Source organism: Rhodobacteraceae bacterium IMCC1335 (genome assembly GCA_039640495.1).
Lineage (GTDB): Bacteria > Pseudomonadota > Alphaproteobacteria > Rhodobacterales > Rhodobacteraceae > Thalassovivens.
Genome location: CP046864.1, coordinates 2,058,820 through 2,084,217 on the forward strand (window position 1 = coordinate 2,058,820; position 25,398 = coordinate 2,084,217).

Consider the following 25,398-nt stretch of genomic DNA (forward strand, 5'->3'; position numbering starts at 1 on the left):
AGCGACAGTTAGCGACACCTGGTATTGCAAAGTAAATTGATTTTGGGTATAGGCGTTACAAAATAAATTATTACAAAATCAATTATTGCAAAATCAATTAACGTATCAAGGGTAGCCGTCATGAATATCACCATCGTATCTCGTTTGACCTCAAAGCAGACAACCTTTGATAAGGGCACAGATCGGGTTTTTCTTGATGGCCCGTCAAAAGTTAATCTTGGTATAGATAGGTCCGACATTGCGTCTAGTGTTAGGGTTGGAGATGATCTTGTTGTGACCTTAACCAATGGCGAGCAGATCGTCGTTGAGGGGTTTTTCATCGCAGACGCATCTGGAGCCATTAGCGAGCTTGTCTTTGAGGGCTTAGTGGCGCCACTTGAAGGTGTGGCTGAGTCTGGACTTTTTGCAGCGGGGTTGGGCGTGCTTGCGGTTGGCGGGCTTGCAGGGAGTGGCGGAGCGACTGCTTCCTCGCCTGCCGATACGGCGCTCGCTTTGATCGCGGCCTATGCAAACGACAACACGCAGCCTGCGCCGACGGTGCAGGACTATGCGGACGCGGGTGTGACCGGCGTGGATGCGGCCAACCTTAATGCGACCAATGCGGCCGTGGATGCGGTTGCAGCGGTTGATGCGGATACGGTGCCTGAGGTGCAGGCGCTTGCGACGGCGGCGAACACCCTTGCCGATACGGCGCTCGCTTTGATCGCGGCCTATGCAAACGACAACACGCAGCCTGCGCCGACGGTGCAGGACTATGCGGACGCGGGTGTGACCGGCGTGGATGCGGCCAACCTTAATGCGACCAATGCGGCCGTGGATGCGGTTGCAGCGGTTGATGCGGATACGGTGCCTGAGGTGCAGGCGCTTGCGACGGCGGCGAACACCCTTGCCGATACGGCGCTGGCGAAGATCACGGCCTATGCAAACGACAACACGCAGCCTGCGCCGACGGTGCAGGACTATGCGGACGCGGGTGTGACCGGCGTGGATGCGGCCAACCTTAATGCGACCAATGCGGCCGTGGATGCGGTTGCAGCGGTTGATGCGGATACGGTGCCTGAGGTGCAGGCGCTTGCGACGGCGGCGAACACCCTTGCCGATACGGCGCTGGCGAAGATCACGGCCTATGCAAACGACAACACGCAGCCTGCGCCGACGGTGCAGGACTATGCGGACGCGGGTGTGACCGGCGTGGATGCGGCCAACCTTAATGCGACCAATGCGGCCGTGGATGCGGTTGCAGCGGTTGATGCGGATACGATGCCTGAGGTGCAGGCGCTTGCGACGGCGGCGAACACCCTTGCCGATACGGCGCTGGCGAAGATCACGGCCTATGCAAACGACAACACGCAGCCTGCGCCGACGGTGCAGGACTATGCGGACGCGGGTGTGACCGGCGTGGATGCGGCCAACCTTAATGCGACCAATGCGGCCGTGGATGCGGTTGCAGCGGTTGATGCGGATACGGTGCCTGAGGTGCAGGCGCTTGCGACGGCGGCGAACACCCTTGCCGATACGGCGCTCGCTTTGATCGCGGCCTATGCGGATAACAACACAAACCCAGCCCCAACAGAAGCGGATTACGCCGCTGCGGGTGTGACCGGCGTGGATGCGGCCAACCTTAATGCGACCAATGCGGCCGTGGATGCGGTTGCAGCGGTTGATGCGGATACGGTGCCTGAGGTGCAGGCGCTTGCGACGGCGGCGAACACCCTTGCCGATATGGCGCTGGCGAAGATCACGGCCTATGCAAACGACAACACGCAGCCTGCGCCGACGGTGCAGGACTATGCGGACGCGGGTGTGACCGGCGTGGATGCGGCCAACCTTAATGCGACCAATGCGGCCGTGGATGCGGTTGCAGCGGTTGATGCGGATACGGTGCCTGAGGTGCAGGCGCTTGCGACGGCGGCGAACACCCTTGCCGATACGGCGCTGGCGAAGATCACGGCCTATGCAAACGACAACACGCAGCCTGCGCCGACGGTGCAGGACTATGCGGACGCGGGTGTGACCGGCGTGGATGCGGCCAACCTTAATGCGACCAATGCGGCCGTGGATGCGGTTGCAGCGGTTGATGCGGATACGGTGCCTGAGGTGCAGGCGCTTGCGACGGCGGCGAACACCCTTGCCGATACGGCGCTCGCTTTGATCACGGCCTATGCAAACGACAACACGCAGCCTGCGCCGACGGTGCAGGACTATGCGGACGCGGGTGTGACCGGCGTGGATGCGGCCAACCTTAATGCGACCAATGCGGCCGTGGATGCGGTTGCAGCGGTTGATGCGGATACGGTGCCTGAGGTGCAGGCGCTTGCGACGGCGGCGAACACCCTTGCCGATACGGCGCTCGCTTTGATCGCGGCCTATGCAAACGACAACACGCAGCCTGCGCCGACGGTGCAGGACTATGCGGACGCGGGTGTGACCGGCGTGGATGCGGCCAACCTTAATGCGACCAATGCGGCCGTGGATGCGGTTGCAGCGGTTGATGCGGATACGGTGCCTGAGGTGCAGGCGCTTGCGACGGCGGCGAACACCCTTGCCGATACGGCGCTCGCTTTGATCGCGGCCTATGCAAACGACAACACGCAGCCTGCGCCGACGGTGCAGGACTATGCGGACGCGGGTGTGACCGGCGTGGATGCGGCCAACCTTAATGCGACCAATGCGGCCGTGGATGCGGTTGCAGCGGTTGATGCGGATACGGTGCCTGAGGTGCAGGCGCTTGCGACGGCGGCGAACACCCTTGCCGATACGGCGCTGGCGAAGATCACGGCCTATGCAAACGACAACACGCAGCCTGCGCCGACGGTGCAGGACTATGCGGACGCGGGTGTGACCGGCGTGGATGCGGCCAACCTTAATGCGACCAATGCGGCCGTGGATGCGGTTGCAGCGGTTGATGCGGATACGGTGCCTGAGGTGCAGGCGCTTGCGACGGCGGCGAACACCCTTGCCGATACGGCGCTCGCTTTGATCGCGGCCTATGCAAACGACAACACGCAGCCTGCGCCGACGGTGCAGGACTATGCGGACGCGGGTGTGACCGGCGTGGATGCGGCCAACCTTAATGCGACCAATGCGGCCGTGGATGCGGTTGCAGCGGTTGATGCGGATACGGTGCCTGAGGTGCAGGCGCTTGCGACGGCGGCGAACACCCTTGCCGATACGGCGCTCGCTTTGATCGCGGCCTATGCAAACGACAACACGCAGCCTGCGCCGACGGTGCAGGACTATGCGGACGCGGGTGTGACCGGCGTGGATGCGGCCAACCTTAATGCGACCAATGCGGCCGTGGATGCGGTTGCAGCGGTTGATGCGGATACGGTGCCTGAGGTGCAGGCGCTTGCGACGGCGGCGAACACCCTTGCCGATACGGCGCTCGCTTTGATCGCGGCCTATGCAAACGACAACACGCAGCCTGCGCCGACGGTGCAGGACTATGCGGACGCGGGTGTGACCGGCGTGGATGCGGCCAACCTTAATGCGACCAATGCGGCCGTGGATGCGGTTGCAGCGGTTGATGCGGATACGGTGCCTGAGGTGCAGGCGCTTGCGACGGCGGCGAACACCCTTGCCGATACGGCGCTCGCTTTGATCGCGGCCTATGCAAACGACAACACGCAGCCTGCGCCGACGGTGCAGGACTATGCGGACGCGGGTGTGACCGGCGTGGATGCGGCCAACCTTAATGCGACCAATGCGGCCGTGGATGCGGTTGCAGCGGTTGATGCGGATACGGTGCCTGAGGTGCAGGCGCTTGCGACGGCGGCGAACACCCTTGCCGATACGGCGCTCGCTTTGATCGCGGCCTATGCAAACGACAACACGCAGCCTGCGCCGACGGTGCAGGACTATGCGGACGCGGGTGTGACCGGCGTGGATGCGGCCAACCTTAATGCGACCAATGCGGCCGTGGATGCGGTTGCAGCGGTTGATGCGGATACGGTGCCTGAGGTGCAGGCGCTTGCGACGGCGGCGAACACCCTTGCCGATACGGCGCTCGCTTTGATCGCGGCCTATGCAAACGACAACACGCAGCCTGCGCCGACGGTGCAGGACTATGCGGACGCGGGTGTGACCGGCGTGGATGCGGCCAACCTTAATGCGACCAATGCGGCCGTGGATGCGGTTGCAGCGGTTGATGCGGATACGGTGCCTGAGGTGCAGGCGCTTGCGACGGCGGCGAACACCCTTGCCGATACGGCGCTGGCGAAGATCACGGCCTATGCAAACGACAACACGCAGCCTGCGCCGACGGTGCAGGACTATGCGGACGCGGGTGTGACCGGCGTGGATGCGGCCAACCTTAATGCGACCAATGCGGCCGTGGATGCGGTTGCAGCGGTTGATGCGGATACGGTGCCTGAGGTGCAGGCGCTTGCGACGGCGGCGAACACCCTTGCCGATACGGCGCTCGCTTTGATCGCGGCCTATGCAAACGACAACACGCAGCCTGCGCCGACGGTGCAGGACTATGCGGACGCGGGTGTGACCGGCGTGGATGCGGCCAACCTTAATGCGACCAATGCGGCCGTGGATGCGGTTGCAGCGGTTGATGCGGATACGGTGCCTGAGGTGCAGGCGCTTGCGACGGCGGCGAACACCCTTGCCGATACGGCGCTCGCTTTGATCGCGGCCTATGCAAACGACAACACGCAGCCTGCGCCGACGGTGCAGGACTATGCGGACGCGGGTGTGACCGGCGTGGATGCGGCCAACCTTAATGCGACCAATGCGGCCGTGGATGCGGTTGCAGCGGTTGATGCGGATACGGTGCCTGAGGTGCAGGCGCTTGCGACGGCGGCGAACACCCTTGCCGATACGGCGCTGGCGAAGATCACGGCCTATGCAAAGGACAACACGCAGCCTGCGCCGACGGTGCAGGACTATGCGGACGCGGGTGTGACCGGCGTGGATGCGGCCAACCTTAATGCGACCAATGCGGCCGTGGATGCGGTTGCAGCGGTTGATGCGGATACGGTGCCTGAGGTGCAGGCGCTTGCGACGGCGGCGAACACCCTTGCCGATACGGCGCTCGCTTTGATCACGGCCTATGCAAACGACAACACGCAGCCTGCGCCGACGGTGCAGGACTATGCGGACGCGGGTGTGACCGGCGTGGATGCGGCCAACCTTAATGCGACCAATGCGGCCGTGGATGCGGTTGCAGCGGTTGATGCGGATACGGTGCCTGAGGTGCAGGCGCTTGCGACGGCGGCGAACACCCTTGCCGATACGGCGCTGGCGAAGATCACGGCCTATGCAAACGACAACACGCAGCCTGCGCCGACGGTGCAGGACTATGCGGACGCGGGTGTGACCGGCGTGGATGCGGCCAACCTTAATGCGACCAATGCGGCCGTGGATGCGGTTGCAGCGGTTGATGCGGATACGGTGCCTGAGGTGCAGGCGCTTGCGACGGCGGCGAACACCCTTGCCGATACGGCGCTGGCGAAGATCACGGCCTATGCAAACGACAACACGCAGCCTGCGCCGACGGTGCAGGACTATGCGGACGCGGGTGTGACCGGCGTGGATGCGGCCAACCTTAATGCGACCAATGCGGCCGTGGATGCGGTTGCAGCGGTTGATGCGGATACGGTGCCTGAGGTGCAGGCGCTTGCGACGGCGGCGAACACCCTTGCCGATACGGCGCTCGCTTTGATCACGGCCTATGCAAACGACAACACGCAGCCTGCGCCGACGGTGCAGGACTATGCGGACGCGGGTGTGACCGGCGTGGATGCGGCCAACCTTAATGCGACCAATGCGGCCGTGGATGCGGTTGATGCGGATGATGCGGATACGGTGCCTGAGGTGCAGGCGCTTGCGACGGCGGCGAACACCCTTGCCGATACGGCGCTGGCGAAGATCACGGCCTATGCAAACGACAACACGCAGCCTGCGCCGACGGTGCAGGACTATGCGGACGCGGGTGTGACCGGCGTGGATGCGGCCAACCTTAATGCGACCAATGCGGCCGTGGATGCGGTTGATGCGGATGATGCGGATACGGTGCCTGAGGTGCAGGCGCTTGCGACGGCGGCGAACACCCTTGCCGATACGGCGCTCGCTTTGATCACGGCCTATGCAAACGACAACACGCAGCCTGCGCCGACGGTGCAGGACTATGCGGACTCGGGTGTGACCGGCGTGGATGCGGCCAACCTTAATGCGACCAATGCGGCCGTGGATGCGGTTGCAGCGGTTGATGCGGATACGGTGCCTGAGGTGCAGGCGCTTGCGACGGCGGCGAACACCCTTGCCGATACGGCGCTCGCTTTGATCGCGGCCTATGCAAACGACAACACGCAGCCTGCGCCGACGGTGCAGGACTATGCGGACGCGGGTGTGACCGGCGTGGATGCGGCCAACCTTAATGCGACCAATGCGGCCGTGGATGCGGTTGCAGCGGTTGATGCGGATACGGTGCCTGAGGTGCAGGCGCTTGCGACGGCGGCGAACACCCTTGCCGATACGGCGCTGGCGAAGATCACGGCCTATGCAAACGACAACACGCAGCCTGCGCCGACGGTGCAGGACTATGCGGACGCGGGTGTGACCGGCGTGGATGCGGCCAACCTTAATGCGACCAATGCGGCCGTGGATGCGGTTGCAGCGGTTGATGCGGATACGGTGCCTGAGGTGCAGGCGCTTGCGACGGCGGCGAACACCCTTGCCGATACGGCGCTGGCGAAGATCACGGCCTATGCAAAGGACAACACGCAGCCTGCGCCGACGGTGCAGGACTATGCGGACGCGGGTGTGACCGGCGTGGATGCGGCCAACCTTAATGCGACCAATGCGGCCGTGGATGCGGTTGCAGCGGTTGATGCGGATACGGTGCCTGAGGTGCAGGCGCTTGCGACGGCGGCGAACACCCTTGCCGATACGGCGCTGGCGAAGATCACGGCCTATGCAAAGGACAACACGCAGCCTGCGCCGACGGTGCAGGACTATGCGGACGCGGGTGTGACCGGCGTGGATGCGGCCAACCTTAATGCGACCAATGCGGCCGTGGATGCGGTTGCAGCGGTTGATGCGGATACGGTGCCTGAGGTGCAGGCGCTTGCGACGGCGGCGAACACCCTTGCCGATACGGCGCTGGCGAAGATCACGGCCTATGCAAACGACAACACGCAGCCTGCGCCGACGGTGCAGGACTATGCGGACGCGGGTGTGACCGGCGTGGATGCGGCCAACCTTAATGCGACCAATGCGGCCGTGGATGCGGTTGATGCGGATGATGCGGATACGGTGCCTGAGGTGCAGGCGCTTGCGGATGAAGTTCCCCCTGCCACGATTGATCTCTCCGGCACAGCCTTTGGAGGCCAGTTGATTGCGCCTGTGGAAGTGTTGATCAACGGAGAAGTGCGCACGTTTTACTTTTGGGATCGCAATGGAGATGGAGTGGGGAACGCTGCTTTGATTGGGGGCGTGACCGACTACACTACACACGTCGTGTTGGACGATCTGTTCAACGGTGGGGTGGATACAACGAATGCCGAAGCTACCCGATCCATCAATCTGGAGGACGGAACCACTTTGCGGCTACCTACTCTTGGCATGACACCAACGATAGGAGATGTTGATTCGTTCGAAACCGTTGCCAGCCCAACCGAAAACCAGACTGTCCTTAACGACTTAGCGGCGATCAAGGATGCCTTTGACGGCACTGGAACCCTCCCCGGCGTTCCTCCTGGCTGGGTGGCCAGCGCCTACTGGTCGGCGACGTCGACGGGCGCCGGGTCGCACGCGCTGCTGCTCTTGAACAACGGCGCCTCGAGCAGCATTTCCGACGGCAACGACTACTTTGTCGCGCTGGAGGTCGTGTGAGTTTGCCCCCGAGCTTTTGCTTTTGAATTTTGTTCTGCGCGCTTTAGCGCGCTTTCCCCTCGGCGTCTTGCGCCGAGGGGAAATTCCGTTGGTCATATTGTGCAGAATAGCTTGCAAGCAGGTCAGGGCGGTTATAATGCTTACATGGTGAGGCAGGCGTCTGCGCATCCCGCTGGTCATATTGGCTGGCACCTCATGGGTCTGTGGTTGCGGCTGCAAGAAAAAGGGGTCATTAGGGGACGTTGCTGGCATCGCCCACGGGAGATATCTCGTTTTGGCATAAGTAGTCCGGTACGCGCCTTTGGCGTCTCTGGGCTGCAATTGGTTCGTTTAGGCGAGCCAAGAAGTGGCGATGCAAAGCTGTTGATCTGGGCGTCCAAGACCTACTGGTCGGCGACGTCGACGGGCGCCGGGTCGCACGCGAAACTGAACTTGAACAACGGCAACTCGAACAGCAAAACCGACGGCAACAACAACTATGTCGCGCTGGAGGTCGTGTGAGTTTGCCCCCGAGCAACGAAAAGGCGTCCGCGTCTGCCTCACACCCAATCCTTGGGAATGGTTGCCCGGTTGCGTTTCGGGTATATGCGCATCGAGGTATACTGGCCGTTTTTAGGTCGAAAATGACGCACGAGGAGTGCGAATTCCTTATCGTAGAACGTCTTGCGGATCTGGTAACTGTTCGTGTGTCGCAAGAGCCCATAATAGCTGTTCAGGGTCGCCAACATACGGTCAAGAAGCGCTCGCGTGGGTTGCCCGGTATCTTCGAAAGCAATGTTCTCGGAAAACCACAACCTCCAGTGGTCATCCATATGTGGAATGCGGCGGAAAGCGGCCCCGGCAGCCAGGACGTGGTTGAAATACGTCAAACGGCGTCGCAGCGCTTTCACAGTTTGGGTGCTTTTGTGACTGTGATAAGGGTAGAGGATATTTCCAACAAAGCGAATGCCCTGATCGTAGCGCTGAAGTCTCGTTTTTGCGGGGTTGAGCCGCACACGAAGTCGGTCGGTCAGGAATGCTTCGATATCCGCTTTATGCTGGGCGAGCGTTTCTCTGGTATCTGCCAGAAACACAATATCATCCATGTATCGGACGTATCCCGAAAGCCGCAACTCGTGTTTGACATATTGGTCAAGCTCATTGAGATAGATGTTGGCAAAGAACTGGCTGGTGTGGCAGCCGATCGGCAAGCCGCATCCGGGTGCAGACCCATACAGAGATTTGTGGCAGGGAATAAGCTTCAGCAGGGTGGTATCGCCGCTTTTTCGCGGCGGCGGGTTCGTCGGGTCATGGGCAAGAATTGCCTTGATAGCAGACCAGAGAGTAGAGCGACGTCTGTCGCTCATGGGGCACCGTGCCAAATCACGCTCGAGTATGATTTGCAATACCGACTTGTTGATGCTTGGAAAAAAGGCATTGATATCAATTTGACAGTACCAAATATGATCCGGCTTGCGCAGCAACGTCTGGAGTTTTCTGCTGGCTGCGAGTGTACCCCGCTCCGGACGATTGGCATAGTTGTCATCGATAAAGCGTTTGTCCCACCAGGGTTCGAGCTGGCGCACAATCCAGTTATGGCAAATCCGGTCGGGAAGGGACGGTGCGAATATCTCTCTGGGTTTTGGATTGGGAACGACAAACATTGTGTAGCGCCCAGGCGTATAGGATTCGGTCGCCAAAGTTTGCGCCAGAGGAATGATGATCTTGGGCAAATCGATCAGCGCACCATTTGTACTCACAGTCTTGTTGATATCAGCCGCACTTCGAAAAAGCTCGGCGACAATATCCTGAAAATCGCAATCTGAGCCCATGTACAAGCATCCTAAAATATTCAGTGACGTGGTGGAAATCACAAAATTTTACTACGGTGTCCATGCGAATATGCCGCGCCCATTTAGAAACTCTTTTGGCGAAGGTATTTTAGACGAGTTATCAGCAAATATGCGCTTGATTATTTTGGTGAACACAACCGATAAAGCCTCATTGACCGAGCGCACCGAAGCTTCACGCTTGTTGCGTGAAGTGCGGGCCCGCGTGGAGGTTCTTCGGGGTTTTCTCATAGCTGGATGGTCTTTGAAGACGATATCTCATAAGCACATTGGTGCGCTTACCATCCAGCTTGAAAGTATATCCAAGCAAGCGACAAAATGGCAAGGATGGTTCGAACGTGAGGTGTAATACACTTTTGCTTTGTAGGCGGCTGTACGTGGCGCTGCGTATGCTTGGTTGCGTTGTCGTGCTCATGCCTATTCTTGGCTGTGAGACAGTCGTATTGCCGGATCCGCTTCAAGATGGGTCTGAGGTCTCTGTTCCTGAAGGCCGTGGTGAGGAAGCACAGTTGCGCACTAAATCCACCGCGCCGCGCCGCCCGTCTTCCGAGGTCAGCTTGGTTGGCGGCTCACGACTTGCCGATATTGCGGAGCGGCTTGACCAAGTCGCCATTACGCGATCATCTACCCTGCCCGAAGTGCAAGCGGCCCAAGCGCAATTGCGAGCGCTCAGGTTTGACAGATATCCACAGACACGCCCGACAGCCTCAGCCCCCTTGACTGGTGGGAGTGCGTCATTTGGGCTTAACATAGAGCAGCTTATCTGGGATGGTGGTCGTATTCGCGGGCGAATGACCGATGCTGAACTCAAAGTCGCTGAAGCCAGTTTGAGAGCGTGGGAAGAGCGAAACTCCACAGTCTACAACGGGCTAGAAACCTATGTGAATATCACGCGCTACGAGGCCCGTCTGAGGTCACTTGCAGGTCTCAAGGCGGATCTGGATACAATTTCAGCCCTCCTGCAAACGCGTATGGAGGGTGGAGTTGCAGACAGAGGCGAGCTACTGCGTGTGAACGCCGCCATAAATTCTGTGGAACGTAACTCCTTGGCCGATAGATCTGACCTGCGCCAAGCTCAAACCGACTTTTCCCGCTTAATGGCAGATACGCAAAATATGGGATCCTTGTCTGACCTTGGGTCTGCGACCAACCAATGTAGCAGATCATGGCCCGACACCGAGGCGCCTGCAGACGCCTTAGCCAGGATTTCCCTGGCACGTGCAGAGGTATCGGAGAATACTGTCCGTGCTCAACGCTTTCCTAAAGTTGTCCTTTCCGGTGGCACCACCTACTCCCAAGGGGGGTGGTCAGAGCCTGCCATTGGTATCCAGCTAGACGCCAGTAATATGCTGGGGCTTGGCCGCGGAGGCACTGTTGATGCCGCAAGCGCGACTACCCGTGCAGCCGAGGCGTCCTATACGTTGCAGAAGGATGAGACACAGGCTGACTTGGCTCGGTTGGAGGCCGACTTTGGTGGTCTACGAGCAGATGTCACCTCATTGCGTTCTCTCGCTCAACACGGCGAGGCCACGCTTGATCTTTATGAAGAACAGCTTTACGTTGGATCGATATCACTAACAGACGGTATTGTCTTACATCGCGAACGGGTGGATACACTCATCTCCCTCATAGATGCTGAGGCGGACATTCTTTTGAATTGTCTCCGATCTTCTCAGCGGCGCGGACTTTTGGCCCCATTCGGAGCTATTGATGAAAGTAACTAACACGAAGATCCCGAGCGTACAGGCAGGTGTTGAACCCAGCTTGCAAAAAGCGCTTTTGGCCCTGTTGAAAATACAGTCCGTTGACGTGGATGCAGAAGGCTTGATTGAGGGCCTGCCTCTCGTAGAGGGCGTATTATCTGAGAGCCTAATGGACCGCGCGTTACACCGCATAGGCTATGAAGCGGTTTGGATCGATCAGAAAAAAATATCCGATCTGGTCTACCCGTGCTGCATCACTGTCGCATCCAGCGGGTACCTTGTATTGCTGGGCAGGGACGGGGGCACCCTTCAAATTCTCGACCCAACGCAAGCCAAAGCCTATCGAAGTGCGCCGCTTGATGCGATCCAGAGCATATATGCCACGCGTGCCTTTCAGGTCTTGCCCAGCACCGACCTGCTTTTGGAAAAGCACTCAACTGTTAATGCAAAGAAGCATTGGTTTTGGGGCAGGCTCCTCCTTCAACGTAGAAGCCTTTTTGAGGTCATCCTTGCGTCCTTGTTCGCAAATGTCCTTGCCGTAGTTACTTCACTGTTCGCATTACAGGTCTATGATCGGGTCATCCCCGGTCAGGCTGAAGCAACCCTTTGGGTGCTAGCAAGCGGTGTTGGTCTGGCTATTCTCTTTGAAGCCATACTTCGCGTCTCACGGGCTAGGCTAGTAGATCAGGTTGGAAAAGAGGCAGAAATAGAGATCACCAGCGATATCTTCACCCGATTGGTTGGGATGAAACTCGACAAGCGTCCTGCCCCCCCCGGAACGATTGCCTACATGGCCCGGGAGTTTTCTGCTGTAAAAGAATTCTTCACCAACGCCGCAGTCGGGGTCGTGGCAGACCTTCCATTTGCGATCATATTCCTTTTGCTAATCTACGGTATTGCAGGGAACGTCGTCTGGATTATCGTCTTGGGAGGGGTTCTTATTATTCTTCCCAACATTGCTGTTCAGGGTCAAATGGCACAGCTTTCCAAAGAGTCGCTGGGCGGTATGTCGTCAGCATCCCGATTGCTGACCGAAGTATCCTATGGCCTTGAAGCGGTCAAAATTAACCGGTTTGAGTCTCAATTACAGCGACAATGGGAGGAGATTATTGCCCTCAACGCAATCAAAACAACAGAGCAACGCTCCTTACGGGCATTTTTGACTTATTGGGCTACAGGCGTGCAACAAGCAACGTATGTATTTGCCGTTATTGCGTGCGTCTATATGGTTTTTGCTGGGGAGCTATCAACGGGAGCTATTATCGCCATCGGTATTTTGACCACCAGGACGCTTTCGCCAATATCGCAATTGTCACAAACCCTCTCAAGCTGGCAAAATATGAAGACAGCCCTTTCTGCTCTCGACGCAATTATGGCTTCTGATCAAGAACGCAGCCCAGAGAGGTCCTATATTAGACGCCCGAAGCTACAAGGACTGCTCACCTTGCAGAAAGTCAGGTTTGCACACCCTGGAACGAAGACGATGGCTCTGGATATTGGCCAGTTGCATATCAAAGCTGGAAAACGTCTGGCCCTGCTTGGGGCTAATGGGTCCGGGAAGTCAACGCTACTGCGTTTAGCCGCGGGCTTATATCAACCGTCAGAGGGCGAAATACTCATCGATGGAGTGGATATGCGTCAGGTCGATCCTGGTGACCTGCGGCGCAACATTGGATATCTGCCACAAGAAATACAGATGTTTAGGGGCAGTCTTAGAGAAAACCTTTCCTCTGGCACGCAGAAACGTTCTGATGAGGATCTTCTTGAAGCTCTCACCTTTGGTGGCTTGGGAGAATTTGTCAGACACCACCCTGAAGGTCTTGACTTGCAAATTCCGGATGGAGGCGGAGGCTTGTCAATAGGTCAAAAACAAAGCATCGGACTTGCGCGTCTCTATCTGCAGGATCCTTCTATTATTTTACTTGATGAGCCGACGTCCGCACTGGACCAAAACCTTGAAAGCACGCTTGTTTCACGGATTGGGAAATGGATAGGTCCTCGAACCTGCATAGTTGCAACACATAGACCACATATCCTATCGGAAATGACACATGTAGCGGTTCTTCAACAAGGCCGATTATACCTTGAAGGCGAGCGTGACGATATCCTGAAGAAGCTAATGACACCTCCTCCGGCATTAAATGTGGCAGGTAAGACGTGAGGCTCGGGCGAAAAATAAATAGTCGTGTATCAGAAGGTAAGGCTAAAAAGAGCCGTCATAGGATCTGGCTGATTACTCTGATTGTTGCCGTCTTTGTGGTATGGTCTGCCTTTGCCCCACTCGATGAAATCGTGCGAGGTATTGGAAAAGTTGTTCCGACGATGAAAAATCAAGTCATCCAGAATCTGGAGGGCGGAATTTTTACCGAGTTGTTTGTGACGGAAGGCGACGTCGTTGAGGCTGGACAACTCGTTGTGAAAATGGATGCGACGCGCTTTCAAAGTGCTTATCAGGAGTTACAGGATCAAAGTTGGGCCCTGATACTACGCCTGGCAAGGCTTCGCGCAGAAGGTGACTTATCAAACGACTTCATCCCCGACGAGGAGCTATTGCGGTTGGCTCCTGAGCATGCTGAATCTGAGGTTCAGCTTTTTCAAGCACGCCGTTCTGAGCTGCAGGCTAAGATGCGGGATCTACAGGAAGCCATTGATTTGAAGACGCAAGAGGTCGACATAATGCGGCCGATGGTAGAACGGTCTGCCGTGCCACAAATCGATCTCGTTCGAGCGGAGCAGGCCGCGGTCGATGTGAGGAGCCGCTTGTCGGCGACACAGAATGAGTTTGAAACCGCGCGGTCGCAAGAGTATTCGGAAGTTCTGGGAAACCTGCGTCGGACAGCAGAGCAAGCCCGTAGCCGTGAAGATCAGTTATTCCGAACTGATGTGCGATCTCCTATTCGCGGAATCGTAAATAAAGTTCTCGCGACAACAATTGGCGGTGTCGCTCAACCCGGCGATCCTTTGTTGGAAGTCATCTCCCTCGAGGATAACCTCAGAGTAGAAGGACGTATCAATCCGCGTGACATTGGCTTTGTCTATGTTGGGATGCCCGCGACGATCAAGCTCACGGCTTTTGACTTCTCCATCTATGGAACGCTTAAAGGGCGTGTCATCCACGTTGGCGCTGACACAGTAACCGATGAACAACAAAGAGAGCCACGTCCTTATTACGAGGTCTTTATCCAGCTTAAGGCCACAGTATTGGAGGGTCCTTCTGGCCAAGTCGAAATCCGACCTGGTATGCAGGCACAAATCGAACTTGATTCTGGTCAAAAGACGGTCTTACAATTCATTTTGAAACCATTGTTCAAAACGACAGAGGCTCTGTCAGAGCGTTGAAACGAGAGGTGGCCGCAGGATTTTTGACCTCACACGTCCTGGAGCGCGTCGAGGTTGACGAATATACGTAAGCGGTGTCTGGGGATCACGTTGATTCCAGGTTGTGAGAACGGCAATGCAAAAGTGAGCCACGGAAGTGGCGAATAGCTACATCGAGTGAACCTATGTCGTTCCACCTCTTGGACACATCTTGTCACACATTTGGTCCACATTGGCACACATTAAGGGATAGGTCGTGTATTGACAGACAACTTTACTGATGTGACTAATATTTCAAGCGGTTTAAAAGTTCTGAAAATTCATTTTACTAGGATAATAGATATGAAAATTTCATTAAGGATAATCATTCTCTTAGGGTTTTTGCTCATCTTGACACCAGCTCTATTACTTCTGTCTTACACTGATTACTCCAAAGCGAAGACGGCTCTGGAAAACAATTTCAACTTCATGATTGATCAAACTGCAGAGAATGTGACAGGCGCTTACGACTTGGTTGAAGTCGGATTTCGGATTTTGTCACTGAGTTTGGAAAATCAAATGCTTAGTGCCTTTGAGCCTTTTAAGGCTGCATATTTTGAGGTTAATGGTGAGGTTTCTAAAATTGATTTAGCTGAACTAAAAGAAGAGTTGGGCGATGAAGTTGATTTGTATATAATAGACGAACATGGTGTCATCATCCACACAACATTTGAAAAGGATTTAAATCTAGATTTCTCAAAAGTTGCACCAGGCTTCAACAAAAAACTCCAAGAAATAAGAATGGAAAGTCGATATCAGGGTGATCGTATCTCAAATGAGACCGTTACTGGTAATGTTCGCAAATATGCCTACTGGGGCACTCCTGACAAAAAGTATATTCTAGAAATTGGTATAAAATCATCTCAATTTGAGGGACCATTAAAGTATCTTGATTTATTGAAAATTTCTAGTGACTTCGAACAATTTAATCCAGATCTCAAGTCAGTTATCATTTTTAGTGGAAATGGAAAAGTAGCGAATAAACCTGATTTTGTTGTTACAAAGGATCAAGAAAGTAACATTGTAGATGTTTATAAAAGTGGCGAGCGGCTTGATATTGATATGGTAGCAGCTTCTGAAAAATGGATTTATGTTAAAACTGATATTGACGAAGCAGATGGTAGTGCTTCTCAAGGAGATAAAGTAATTGAGCTCGTTTTTGACACGTCTACACTAAAAAATCAGCTTAGCGAGCTAGCTTTAAACCAGGCCTCAATCACTGTCTTCTTCATCGTTGCTGGTGGAATAATGTCGCTGATTTTGGCCAATAGAATTTCAAGACCAATTACTGCCATTACAGAAGCTGTCGGAGTGATTTCTAAGGGTAAATTGAATATTGAAATCAAAAAACAAGAAAGCTCGAAGGAACTATCGGATCTGTCTTCAGGAATCTCACAAATGAAAGATAGCATCAAAGACAGAATTAACGATATTCAAATCATTAATTCTTCATATGAGCGATTTGTTCCTAAGGAATTTCTGACTCTCTTGGAAAAAAAATCAATAATGGATGTAAGCATTGGCGATAGTACTTCATTAAAGATGTCCGTTTTATTTTCTGATATGCGGGACTTTACTTCTATTTCCGAAAACATGTCACCAAAAGAAAACTTTGATTTCTTGAATAATTATTTGGACTCAATGACACCAGCCATCAACAAAAATAACGGCTTTATCGACAAATATATTGGTGACGCAGTGATGGCTCTTTTCCCTACTTCCGCAGAAGACTCTGTAAAAGCAGCATTGGAAATGAACAAAGAATTAAGAAATTTTAATTCGGTTAGGACTGCAGGTGGTAGAGAAACAGTCGATATGGGGGTAGGTATTCATATTGGACAATTAGTTCTTGGTACCATTGGCAGAGAGACGAGGATGGAAACTACAGTCATAAGCGACACTGTTAACGCTTCTGCTAGATTGGAAAGTCTAAACAAAACTTACGGAACAAATGTTTTGATTTCAGGGGATGTGCGAAATGAACTTTCCACTGAAACACAGAAAAGCTGCAGGTTAGTGGACAGGACACAAGTTAAAGGTAAATCAGAATTTTTGGATGTTTACGAAGTATTGTCTTCAGACGATACAGAAGTTTTAGAGGCACAATTTTCATCAATCAAAACGCTAGAACAAGTAGTAACGAACTTTCTGGATGGTGATAAAAAAGCGGCTGGTGCAGAATTTTCAAAAATAAAAAATCTGACTTCTTTAGATCCTGTAATTTCATACTGGGACAAGCGCTTAAAGATAGGATGACATCGCATTACATCTTATCATCTTAGTATCGCCTTTCTGGAGCCGAAACTTCTAGGAATTAAATTTGGAAGAAGGAGAAGACTTCCCTAATTAAAATCAAATTTTGTACCAAATTTTTTTTGCAGTGGGCCGTAGCGTTTACATAAATGAAATACTCTCTGGTTTTTCTGTCGTCCCACCTCTTGGACACATCTTGTCACACATTTGGTCCACATTGGCACACATCAAGAGATAGGTCGTGTGTTGACAGGCTGTCCTCACCGTGTGAATCTATATGCAGGAATTGACGTAAGTGTCTGACAATGAATACGAAGCGAATTAGAGCTTCAGGTGCTAGTGTCTGTATGGACGTGGAGGTTCGAGTCCTCTCCTGGGCACCAAAATTCTAGCCCATTTTCCCAAGGGCTGCCCGGATAGATTTGCATTGGTTTGATCCCAACCTTCTTCAGCCAGTCCTGTAGATGCGTGGCAATAAACTCGGGTCCGTTGTCAGAGCGAATAAACTCTGGCTTACCATGTTTAATCAGCAGCGGGTGCAATGTCTCCAAAACGTCGTTCGCATTCATTTTGGACCGCACTGCCACGCAGAGCGCTTCACGGGTATATTCATCTAGAACCGTGAACATTTTATAGCTGTGCCCATTGCTAAGCTTATCGTGCACAAAGTCGATCGCCCAAATATGGTTGGGATGTGTGGGCCGCAACCTGATGATGGAGCTGTCTTTATGATAAAGCCGTTTGCGCTTCTTGTGCCGGCGCGGCAGCTGCAAACCTTCTTCGTTCCATAAGCGCTCGATCCTCTTGTGGTTAACACGCCAGCCTTCCATGCGCAGCAGGGCGGTGACTTTCCTATAGCCATACCACCCATATTGCTTGGCCAGCCGGATCATCGCCAAGCGTAGTTCGGTATCATCTACTGGTTTGGCTTGATAGCGCAGACTTGAGCGGGCTACATCCAGAACAGCGCAAGCACGCCGCTCAGAAATATCCAGCTTTTGACGCGTATGAATAACAGCCTGACGAAGCTGAGCCCGCGTCAGGCCCGCGGCTTTAGATGATCAAGGCTCTCCTTCAGGATCAATTTGTCTAACTGCAAGTCAGCGACGATCTTCTTCAAGCGCTCGTTTTCTTTCTTGAGCAATTTCATCTCCGAAACCTGCGAACGAGAAAGGCCTCCAAACTTCTTACGCCAGTAATAATAACTCTTATCTGAAATCCCAGCTTTGCGACACGCACTCACAACGTCCAAACCATCGTGCAAATGAACATCAATCTCGCGCAATAACTTCAACACATCTTCATCAGAATAACGCTTTCGAGCCATGTTTCCTTACTCCCTTTGCCAAAATATACTGGCACAGTTCTAGGGGGCTAAGACACGCCTGCTCAGTGACAACGGATCATGTTACATCTCGGGTGAACTGGCTGAATGGATGCAAAAGCAGGAGATGGAGCACATTCGTGGCGCTCCTTTCCATCCGCAAACGCAAGGCAAGATCGAACGCTGGCACCAGACCATGAAGAACCGCATTCTCTTGGAAAACTACTACCTGCCAGGTGATCTGGAGCAGCAGATCGGTGTCTTTGTCGATCACTACAACAACCACCATTATCACGAGAGCCTGAACAACGTCACTCCGGCAGACGTCTACTTCGGACGTGACAAAGACATTCTCAGAGAAAGGGAAAAAATCAAGAAACAGACAATCCAATATCGCCGCTTGCAACATCAAAGGCAGGCTGCATAATTAACCCTAAAGATGAGCCAGAGCCTCCTAAGCTCAAACCACTCTGATGTCCCATTTTATATGACGACGGACACCAGTCACCACAAAAGTGTTCACGTGGATCAGACAATTTGCTAACGTAGTAGCATAAATACTATCGAGTAAAATGAGTTAAAGTGTCTGACGATTTTTTGACTTAACTACAGCATTCCAATCGCGAGGATAGACAACCTTCAGGTTCTGTTTAGCTGATTCAAAGATATTATTGCGTCAGAGCTTTAAGGCAATAAATGTAAAAAATGGTAAAAAACCATACAGTTTCTTTTCTTTGACCCGATGATCATATTCAGCCACGAGCGCTTCCCCCAGCTGAGGGCTTATATCTTGGCCATCAGTCATTGCCTTAGCTGCAACTTCCACCCACATCCGCATCCCATCGCCCATGACCACTCTGCTTGCCATATCAAATTTATCAACTGCAAAACCTGCTGAAGAACACAAAGGCCCTATTTTTTTCAATAAATTTGGGTCAGTAACATGGCTTCTGACAAAATACGAAGATGCTAATGCGAGTGGGTCTTCCAACGAAGACGATAAAGTGGCCTTTGAAAAATCAGCGTCACATATCACTAGTTTACCACCATTTCCTAAGACCCGATATGCTTCTGCAATTAATTTACTTGGATCAATCACATGCGAAAGCACAGTATGCATAATTACGCTCTCTGCTCCTCCGTCGTTTAGAGGAATCCTGTCACCATCAAAAACCTGAAACTCAAGATTGTTAAGGTCGCCAGATTGGTTACGAGCTATATCGATGTAATTGGATGACGGATCGAAGCCTATCACTTGAGTTCCCTTAGCATGCTTTGCGATGCGCCGGGTAATAGCTCCTGGTCCACAACCAATCTCAACAGTTGGTCTATCAGTCGTAAACTCAAGTTCAATTAGGTAATCATTTACAATCTTTTCCATTACAGGTTCGGATTGCCGTATCTCCATGGTTTTTGCTGTAGCTTCAGCAAATTCGATACCCGCGCTGTCAACATCGTGAAAGGGATCGCTCATTGTTACCTCTTCATTTTAATTTAGGTTGGGCCTACAGCCCAACCGGCTCATTAACTCGCTACGACTGCAGCTCCATAGATTATGTCACTCATGTTGAACATAATTATGAGATGAAAAACGAGTAGTATAGCAGGTACTATATACCCCTCTGCGGACGCTTTGACCCCCTCAACTTCAGCCCATTTGCCATTGACCGTCATCCAACCAAAAATGAGGAACAGCGCGGCGTGTATGGTGCCATATGCAAAGACAGCCCATGCTCCGACTGGTGACGTAATTATTAACATGGCATAGACAATACCTTGAGCGCCCACGCAACAACCCGTTGCTTTGATCATGAACTCTGAAGCTGCTCCAAGACCATACTGCTCAATAAAAGCATCGGTAGCGAATAAGCATCGATAACCGTAAAACAGTCCCATTAAGCAGGGTATTAAGACTGCAATGAAGTTTAAAGTGCCGCCAAATTGCTCGATCATTTTGTTCTCCTTTTAGTTGGCTAAAAAAAGTATTAACAAAAAATTATGTCCTGTGAAAAAATCGTAGCGTCGATTTAACCTTTTTCAGAAAAAATGCAAGAGCAGGATAACTAGCAACTAAAGCGCGGGAGTTTTTGCCCCCCACCCCCTTGTGTTGTCTTGAGGCAAGTTATTTTCCCTGCCAAATGGGGGGCCAGAAAATATAATTTCATGTAAATAATTGATATAAAGTTATTAATTCAGATTAAGTGGCGGGTCTTTCAGCCCAACTAGTCTTAACATCCAGCCATCTTTGATCTTTCCACTGGACTTTTCTTGCTCTGCAAGCCTGTGTGTAGCTGCGCCCGAATACCGTCGGGCTCTGCTCAGTACGAGATGATTGTACGGAGTAGAACATGAGACTCGATTTAGATGGTTTGGCTGATGCCTCGCGCGAGGCGTTAATGTCAGAATGGCGAAAGTTGGTTGGTCGCCCTCCTCCGAAGCACTTAAGTCGGCCCCTGATGGTGCAGATCCTCAGTCATACCTATCAGCTGGATACTATGGGCGGATATACAAAGCGTTTGGATAGTCGCCTCAAGAGTGCAGCGAGGCGCGATGTTGTGCGCCCTGCCTTTAAACCCGGAAGCCGCTTTGTGCGCGAGTATCATGGGATCACCCATGTGGTTGAGGTTGGTGATGACGGGCGCTTTATGTGGAGCGAGCAGAGCTTTAAGTCCCTCTCTCATACAGCACGCGCTATTACTGGCTATAATGTCTCGGGCTATCAGTTCTTTGGGGTACGCCCATGAGCGTCCTTGGAAAGCCCGTAGTGCGCGCAGCTGTCTATACACGCAAAAGCTCTGATGAAGGTCTTGATCAAGAGTTCAACTCTCTGGATGCACAGCATGAAGCCTGCAGTGCCTATATTGCCTCACAGCGCCATGAAGGCTGGAAGCTGATAAAAAAGCGATATGATGATGGGGGTATCTCAGGAGGTACACTAGAGCGCCCTGCCCTTAAGGCTTTGCTCTCTGACGTAGAAAGTGGTCTGATAGATATGATTGTGGTCTATAAGATAGATAGGCTCACACGGTCTTTGTCTGACTTTGCAAAGCTGATTGATTGTTTGGACGCGAAGGGCTGTTCTTTTGTCTCTGTGACGCAATCCTTTAATACCTCCTCATCCATGGGACGGCTGACGCTTAATGTTCTCTTATCTTTTGCCCAGTTTGAGCGAGAGGTCACAGCAGAGCGTATTCGCGATAAGATCGCAGCCTCCAAGAAGAAAGGCATGTGGATGGGCGGCATGGTGCCCTGGGGCTATAAAGTGCACTCTGATCCAAAGATACAGTCTTTAGAAATATGTGAGGTGCGATCCTCTGATATCCGGCATGTCTATGATCTCTATGAGCAGCTTGGATGTCTGAGCAAAGTAAAGCGTTCTGTAGATACACTCTGGCCTGAGAGAAACTGGAGCCGTGGGCGCATACACAACATTCTGATCAATCCCATCTATATAGGAAAGATCAGACACAAACGGGATGTCTATGAAGGCCTCCACGCAGCTATTATAGACCAAGGCCAATTTGATCGGGTTCAGGACCAGCTGCAAAGGAGGTCAGTCATCAAGCGGGGCAAGCATCCCTCTCGGGGGCCCTCTGCCTTTCTGGTTGGAAAAGTCTATGATGAGACAGGAGACAGATTAACACCGTCCCGGTCCAAGAAATCATCTGGGAGAGTTATCAGGTACTATTACTCAAACCGTCTCATATCAGGCGGCGCTGATCCGACCGGGTGGCGCCTGCGGGCAGATATGTTGGAGGGGCTGCTGAGTGAGATAGTAGTAACGAGGTTAACAGAAGCACTCAATCAGTTCAGGTTGGCGCCGCAGATCAAGCCCCATGCGTTGGTTGGGGCTAAAGAGCGGTTAGAGCAGTTGGATATCAAAGGCACGCTGGATCTGATAACGCGGATTGATCTCTGTGAGACGAAGGCAAGTATCCAGCTTGATGTTGAGAAAGTAGCTGCGCTCATTCAAGTCGATCCAAATAAACTAGATTTGGAGTTCTTGCGTGTTGAGGAACCCGTGATCCTAAGAAAGCGCACGAATGGGACCAAGCTCACCTGGGTTGGCTATAAGGGAGAGCCCAATCATGCCCTTATAAGAGCTATTGTAACAGCTCAGGCTTGGGTGGAAGAAATCAAGGCAGGTCGGTCCATGTCCGATATTATGCAAGCCCATAATATTCCTGAGGGCATGATCTGGAAGCGCATACGCCTTGCCTTTTTATCTCCTGAGGTTCTCCAAGTCATTGTAGACGGTACAAGCAATCGAGACCTTACAATCAAGATGCTCACCCGGCATGATCTGCCCCTTGATTGGTCTAAACAACAGGCCCTGTTTTTGAGCTGAATTCCCTGTTACTGACAATTAATTTCCCTGTTATTTTTTGAGGTCAGTTTTATAATATCCCAATAAACATTGGGTTTTTCATTACATTTTCGCGTTTCAAAACATCAAAAAAAGTAAAATTCCCTGTTAAATTCCCTGTTAAATTCCCTGTTAATACCGAAAAACAGGGAAAAACCCACCCTCGCAAAATCACAGGCTGAGGTTTAGTGAAAATTATCGCTGATATAAGAGGTGATGTGGGGCATCAGTCGCAAAGCGCTGTTGTAAATCCCTGATCTTGCGCAGGAATAGTGCCAAAAATAACAACAACAGGAATGAGCAGAATGTGGTGGCGGAGGAGGTGTCCGTATAAGTTATGTTCCAAAGAATTACAAAAAACTTCAATAAACGTTATTTTATTGAATATATGCTATTAACAATACCCTAACTGTTCCATAGAATATGATTGTGTTCCAGTAAATTTGTGGGGGCGACTGTGGGGGCGAATGGGCAAACGACTTAGCGCACAGTATCTCAATTCATCGTTGGAAGCCGGTCGTTACTACGATGACGCCGGTACAGGTCTTCACATCTATGTCCGGAAAAGTGGCTCGAAAAGCTGGTCGCAAAAGCTGCGCTTCAGAGGCAAGCAAATCGAGCTTGGCTTAGGCAGCTATCCCGCAGTGACACTGTCTGAGGCTCGCCGTAAAGCGGCTGAAAACAAAGTTCTGGCGTCAGAGGGAATTAATCCAAAAGTTCCACGACAAGAAGCAGTCACCACCCCAACGTTCGCGGAAATTGCCGACGTAGTGATCCGAATTAAAAAGGCTGAATTGTCAAACGAAAAGCACAAGGCCCAATGGCGTTCAACATTAGAAACCTATGCATTCCCTAAGCTTGGCCAGCTACCGGTGAATGAGATTGCCATTGATGATATTCAGCAGGTTTTAGAACCCATCTGGAAAGATAAAACGGAAACTGCCAGCAGGGTACGAGGCCGCATTCAGGCTGTCTTAGATTATGCGATAGTCAAGAAATACAGGCCTGCACCAAATCCGGCTGTTTGGGAGGGCAATCTTTCAGTCTTACTGCCATCAAAGCCCAAATCTCGATTGAACCAGCCCGCCCTAGCGCTGGAAGATGCGCCCCGTTGGTGGAGGGAGCTAAAACGCCGCGATGGTGCTGGCGCCAAGGCCTTAATGCTTCTAACGCTCACGGCCGCGCGATCTGGTGAAATCAGGGGCATTCGCTGGGATGAGATTACACTGTTTGCCAGAGATGTGTCTTCGGAAAAAAGATATGTCGGCATCTGGACAAGGCCAGCCGCGAGAATGAAGGCAAAGGTCGCGCATCGAGTACCAATAACCTCTGCAATGCTCGACCTTCTGCCTCAGGAAAACAATCAAACCGGTCTTATATTCGCGTCCAAGTCAGGCAAAGCCCTTTCCGACATGACGCTTTCTGCGCTGATGCGAAGAATGCATCGAGCAGATGAAACCGGCTATGTGGATAAAACAAGTGGGCGGCCAGCGGTTCCTCACGGCATAAGGTCCACGTTCCGCGATTGGGTTGCAGAAGGCGGACATTCGCGAGAAGCCGCGGAATTTCAGCTCGCGCATAAGTTTGGAAGCGAAGTCGAGCATGCATACTATCGAACCGATCTAATCGATGCCCGCGCTGAGTTGATGAACAAATGGTACGCATTTTTGGAGGGTAGCTCATGACGAAAAAGCGCGTGCGCGGCTTGCTGGATTATATGGCATTAAATGAAGGAGAAGAATGGGAATGGGAGCCTCCATCTGAAGACTTTGTGGCCGGCATGGGTACTGGAGCCACGAAGGAAGCCACGCGGTGGGCTTACAAGGGCTATCTGCTTGAACATGCGCATGCGTTCAGAGCCATTTCTCCGCAAAAAACAGGCCGACCGCGTAAAGGTCAGTATGAAGATATTGATTGTCGGCGAGCTTTTGCAACTTGGCACTTTGTGCAAAGTAACATTCCAGAAGAGTTGCGCGCAGGACTTACAAACCGAAACCTTATCGGGACAATGCAAAGCATTCAAAACGCCCTTGAACAACATATGCTTGAACATGATCGAAAGCTATTTCCAATTGGTGAAGCGGCCATTGAATCATCAATCTCGCGCGGTAAATCTAAATTGGAAATAAGTGCCGGTTGGAATAGTAAAGTTTGCGAAAAACTCATGTCCACTTTATCGCAAACGACAAGCTGAATAAGCCAATTTAGCCTTCCGCTATGTACCAACATAGACGGAGGGTTTCCAAAATGGTTCCACAGATATTTCGCAGGCGACAACTCGAAGAGCAGTTAGGCCTTACACGCAGCTCGATCTATAAGATGATGGAGAACGGCGAGTTTCCGAGGCCAATAAAGCTCGGGCGGCGTGCCGTTGGATGGCGCGCTGACGAAGTTGCGAATTGGCTAGACAAATTGCAGGAGGCATCTTCAGATGAATGACGTCTCAAGCCCCCCCCGCCTCCGAAATAGCACCGGAATAGCTGTCACAGCGAACCGCACACACCATGAAACAAGCGACCACTACGATGATATCATAGTGCATCTGGCTCCGAGATGGAGGGTAATTGCTTGCAGGGATCGCATTCAATGGATTGTACAAAAGCGATCATCAAAACACTTGAATAAAGGCAAGTGGTTGGGCAAGTGGTACTGCACCACCCAAAAAGCGTTAATTGCGACTTGTTCAAGCTTAGGATTGCTCACAGACGCTGCTGCAACTGTAGT

Annotated in this window: 17 protein-coding genes and 1 pseudogene; 13 read left to right on the forward strand and 5 right to left on the reverse strand. The window is 52.6% G+C overall.

Annotation, left to right across the window (positions count from 1 at the left end; all coding sequences use genetic code 11):
* Window positions 1–120 precede the first annotated feature (120 nt).
* Together GN241_09835 and GN241_09840 are read left to right on the forward strand one after the other, a co-directional pair.
* Window positions 121–7,842, forward strand: a complete 7,722-nt coding sequence (locus GN241_09835; GenBank protein XAT57634.1) for a BapA prefix-like domain-containing protein — start codon at window positions 121–123, stop codon at window positions 7,840–7,842.
* Window positions 7,843–8,049: 207 nt separating this feature from the next.
* Window positions 8,050–8,343: a hypothetical protein gene (locus GN241_09840; GenBank protein ID XAT57635.1), complete on the forward strand. Its 294-nt coding sequence runs from the start codon at window positions 8,050–8,052 to the stop codon at window positions 8,341–8,343.
* Between the two features lie 38 nt (window positions 8,344–8,381).
* Here the strand turns inward: GN241_09840 and GN241_09845 are convergent, their stop codons facing one another.
* Window positions 8,382–9,653, reverse strand: a complete 1,272-nt coding sequence (locus tag GN241_09845; GenBank protein ID XAT57636.1) for a hypothetical protein — start codon at window positions 9,651–9,653, stop codon at window positions 8,382–8,384.
* Between the two features lie 70 nt (window positions 9,654–9,723).
* Between GN241_09845 and GN241_09850 the strand changes: the two genes are divergently transcribed.
* The 5 genes from GN241_09850 (at window position 9,724) to GN241_09870 (ending at window position 16,987) form a co-directional block, all read left to right on the forward strand.
* Window positions 9,724–10,020 (forward strand): hypothetical protein, encoded by a 297-nt coding sequence (locus tag GN241_09850; protein XAT57637.1) that lies wholly within the window; start codon window positions 9,724–9,726, stop codon window positions 10,018–10,020.
* 40 nt (window positions 10,021–10,060) lie between these two features.
* A complete protein-coding gene (locus GN241_09855; GenBank protein XAT57638.1) occupies window positions 10,061–11,395 on the forward strand; it encodes a hypothetical protein in 1,335 nt (444 codons plus the stop codon).
* Window positions 11,382–13,535, forward strand: coding sequence for a type I secretion system permease/ATPase (locus GN241_09860; protein XAT57639.1), 2,154 nt, complete (start codon window positions 11,382–11,384; stop codon window positions 13,533–13,535). Before GN241_09855 ends, GN241_09860 begins: the two co-directional genes overlap by 14 nt.
* The gene (locus tag GN241_09865; GenBank protein XAT57640.1) at window positions 13,532–14,713 is read left to right on the forward strand and encodes an HlyD family efflux transporter periplasmic adaptor subunit; all 1,182 of its coding nucleotides are present in this window, start codon (window positions 13,532–13,534) and stop codon (window positions 14,711–14,713) included. Before GN241_09860 ends, GN241_09865 begins: the two co-directional genes overlap by 4 nt.
* Window positions 14,714–15,034: 321 nt before the next feature.
* Window positions 15,035–16,987 (forward strand): HAMP domain-containing protein, encoded by a 1,953-nt coding sequence (locus tag GN241_09870; GenBank protein XAT57641.1) that lies wholly within the window; start codon window positions 15,035–15,037, stop codon window positions 16,985–16,987.
* A 326-nt stretch (window positions 16,988–17,313) separates the two neighbouring features.
* On the opposite strand, the gene GN241_09875 is transcribed toward GN241_09870, so the two are convergent.
* Together GN241_09875 and GN241_09880 are read right to left on the reverse strand one after the other, a co-directional pair.
* Complete coding sequence (locus GN241_09875; GenBank protein ID XAT57642.1) at window positions 17,314–18,027, reverse strand: IS3 family transposase; 714 nt, start codon at window positions 18,025–18,027, stop codon at window positions 17,314–17,316.
* A complete protein-coding gene (locus GN241_09880; protein XAT57643.1) occupies window positions 18,024–18,311 on the reverse strand; it encodes a transposase in 288 nt (95 codons plus the stop codon). The genes GN241_09875 and GN241_09880 overlap by 4 nt, the downstream gene beginning before the upstream one ends.
* A 55-nt stretch (window positions 18,312–18,366) precedes the next feature.
* On the opposite strand from GN241_09880, the pseudogene GN241_09885 reads away from it, so the two are divergent.
* Window positions 18,367–18,735 (forward strand): annotated as a pseudogene (locus GN241_09885) (transposase).
* 249 nt (window positions 18,736–18,984) lie between these two features.
* On the opposite strand, the gene GN241_09890 reads toward GN241_09885, so the two are convergent.
* Window positions 18,985–19,782 carry a methyltransferase domain-containing protein gene (locus GN241_09890; protein XAT57644.1) on the reverse strand — a complete coding sequence of 266 codons (798 nt, stop codon included), beginning with the start codon at window positions 19,780–19,782 and terminating at the stop codon, window positions 18,985–18,987.
* Window positions 19,783–19,832: 50 nt separating this feature from the next.
* Window positions 19,833–20,261, reverse strand: coding sequence for a hypothetical protein (locus GN241_09895; GenBank protein ID XAT57645.1), 429 nt, complete (start codon window positions 20,259–20,261; stop codon window positions 19,833–19,835).
* 395 nt (window positions 20,262–20,656) lie between these two features.
* Here GN241_09895 and GN241_09900 point away from each other — a divergent pair, with 395 nt between their 5' ends.
* From GN241_09900 to GN241_09920, 5 genes are all read left to right on the forward strand, one after another.
* Window positions 20,657–21,052, forward strand: a complete 396-nt coding sequence (locus GN241_09900; protein XAT57646.1) for a DUF2924 domain-containing protein — start codon at window positions 20,657–20,659, stop codon at window positions 21,050–21,052.
* Window positions 21,049–22,656 carry a recombinase family protein gene (locus tag GN241_09905; GenBank protein XAT57647.1) on the forward strand — a complete coding sequence of 536 codons (1,608 nt, stop codon included), beginning with the start codon at window positions 21,049–21,051 and terminating at the stop codon, window positions 22,654–22,656. Before GN241_09900 ends, GN241_09905 begins: the two co-directional genes overlap by 4 nt.
* A gap of 485 nt (window positions 22,657–23,141) precedes the next feature.
* On the forward strand, window positions 23,142–24,359 hold the full coding sequence (locus tag GN241_09910; protein ID XAT57648.1) for a DUF4102 domain-containing protein: 1,218 nt from the start codon (window positions 23,142–23,144) through the stop codon (window positions 24,357–24,359).
* Window positions 24,360–24,391: 32 nt separating this feature from the next.
* Window positions 24,392–24,868, forward strand: coding sequence for a hypothetical protein (locus tag GN241_09915; protein ID XAT57649.1), 477 nt, complete (start codon window positions 24,392–24,394; stop codon window positions 24,866–24,868).
* Between the two features lie 53 nt (window positions 24,869–24,921).
* Window positions 24,922–25,113 carry an AlpA family phage regulatory protein gene (locus GN241_09920; GenBank protein ID XAT57650.1) on the forward strand — a complete coding sequence of 64 codons (192 nt, stop codon included), beginning with the start codon at window positions 24,922–24,924 and terminating at the stop codon, window positions 25,111–25,113.
* Window positions 25,114–25,398 lie beyond the last annotated feature (285 nt).

Excerpts from the sequence above, each read along its gene's own strand:
- GN241_09860 (XAT57639.1), top strand. The coding sequence starts at position 11,382 with ATGAAAGTAACTAACACGAAGATCCCGAGCGTACAGGCAGGTGTTGAA.
- GN241_09855 (XAT57638.1), top strand. The coding sequence starts at position 10,061 with ATGCTTGGTTGCGTTGTCGTGCTCATGCCTATTCTTGGCTGTGAGACA.
- GN241_09880 (XAT57643.1), bottom strand. The coding sequence starts at position 18,311 with ATGGCTCGAAAGCGTTATTCTGATGAAGATGTGTTGAAGTTATTGCGC.
- GN241_09890 (XAT57644.1), bottom strand. The coding sequence starts at position 19,782 with ATGAGCGATCCCTTTCACGATGTTGACAGCGCGGGTATCGAATTTGCT.
- GN241_09910 (XAT57648.1), top strand. The coding sequence starts at position 23,142 with ATGGGCAAACGACTTAGCGCACAGTATCTCAATTCATCGTTGGAAGCC.
- GN241_09835 (XAT57634.1), top strand. The coding sequence starts at position 121 with ATGAATATCACCATCGTATCTCGTTTGACCTCAAAGCAGACAACCTTT.
- GN241_09895 (XAT57645.1), bottom strand. The coding sequence starts at position 20,261 with ATGATCGAGCAATTTGGCGGCACTTTAAACTTCATTGCAGTCTTAATA.
- GN241_09920 (XAT57650.1), top strand. The coding sequence starts at position 24,922 with ATGGTTCCACAGATATTTCGCAGGCGACAACTCGAAGAGCAGTTAGGC.
- GN241_09850 (XAT57637.1), top strand. The coding sequence starts at position 9,724 with ATGCCGCGCCCATTTAGAAACTCTTTTGGCGAAGGTATTTTAGACGAG.
- GN241_09845 (XAT57636.1), bottom strand. The coding sequence starts at position 9,653 with ATGGGCTCAGATTGCGATTTTCAGGATATTGTCGCCGAGCTTTTTCGA.
- GN241_09915 (XAT57649.1), top strand. The coding sequence starts at position 24,392 with ATGGCATTAAATGAAGGAGAAGAATGGGAATGGGAGCCTCCATCTGAA.
- GN241_09870 (XAT57641.1), top strand. The coding sequence starts at position 15,035 with ATGAAAATTTCATTAAGGATAATCATTCTCTTAGGGTTTTTGCTCATC.
- GN241_09900 (XAT57646.1), top strand. The coding sequence starts at position 20,657 with ATGAGACTCGATTTAGATGGTTTGGCTGATGCCTCGCGCGAGGCGTTA.
- GN241_09905 (XAT57647.1), top strand. The coding sequence starts at position 21,049 with ATGAGCGTCCTTGGAAAGCCCGTAGTGCGCGCAGCTGTCTATACACGC.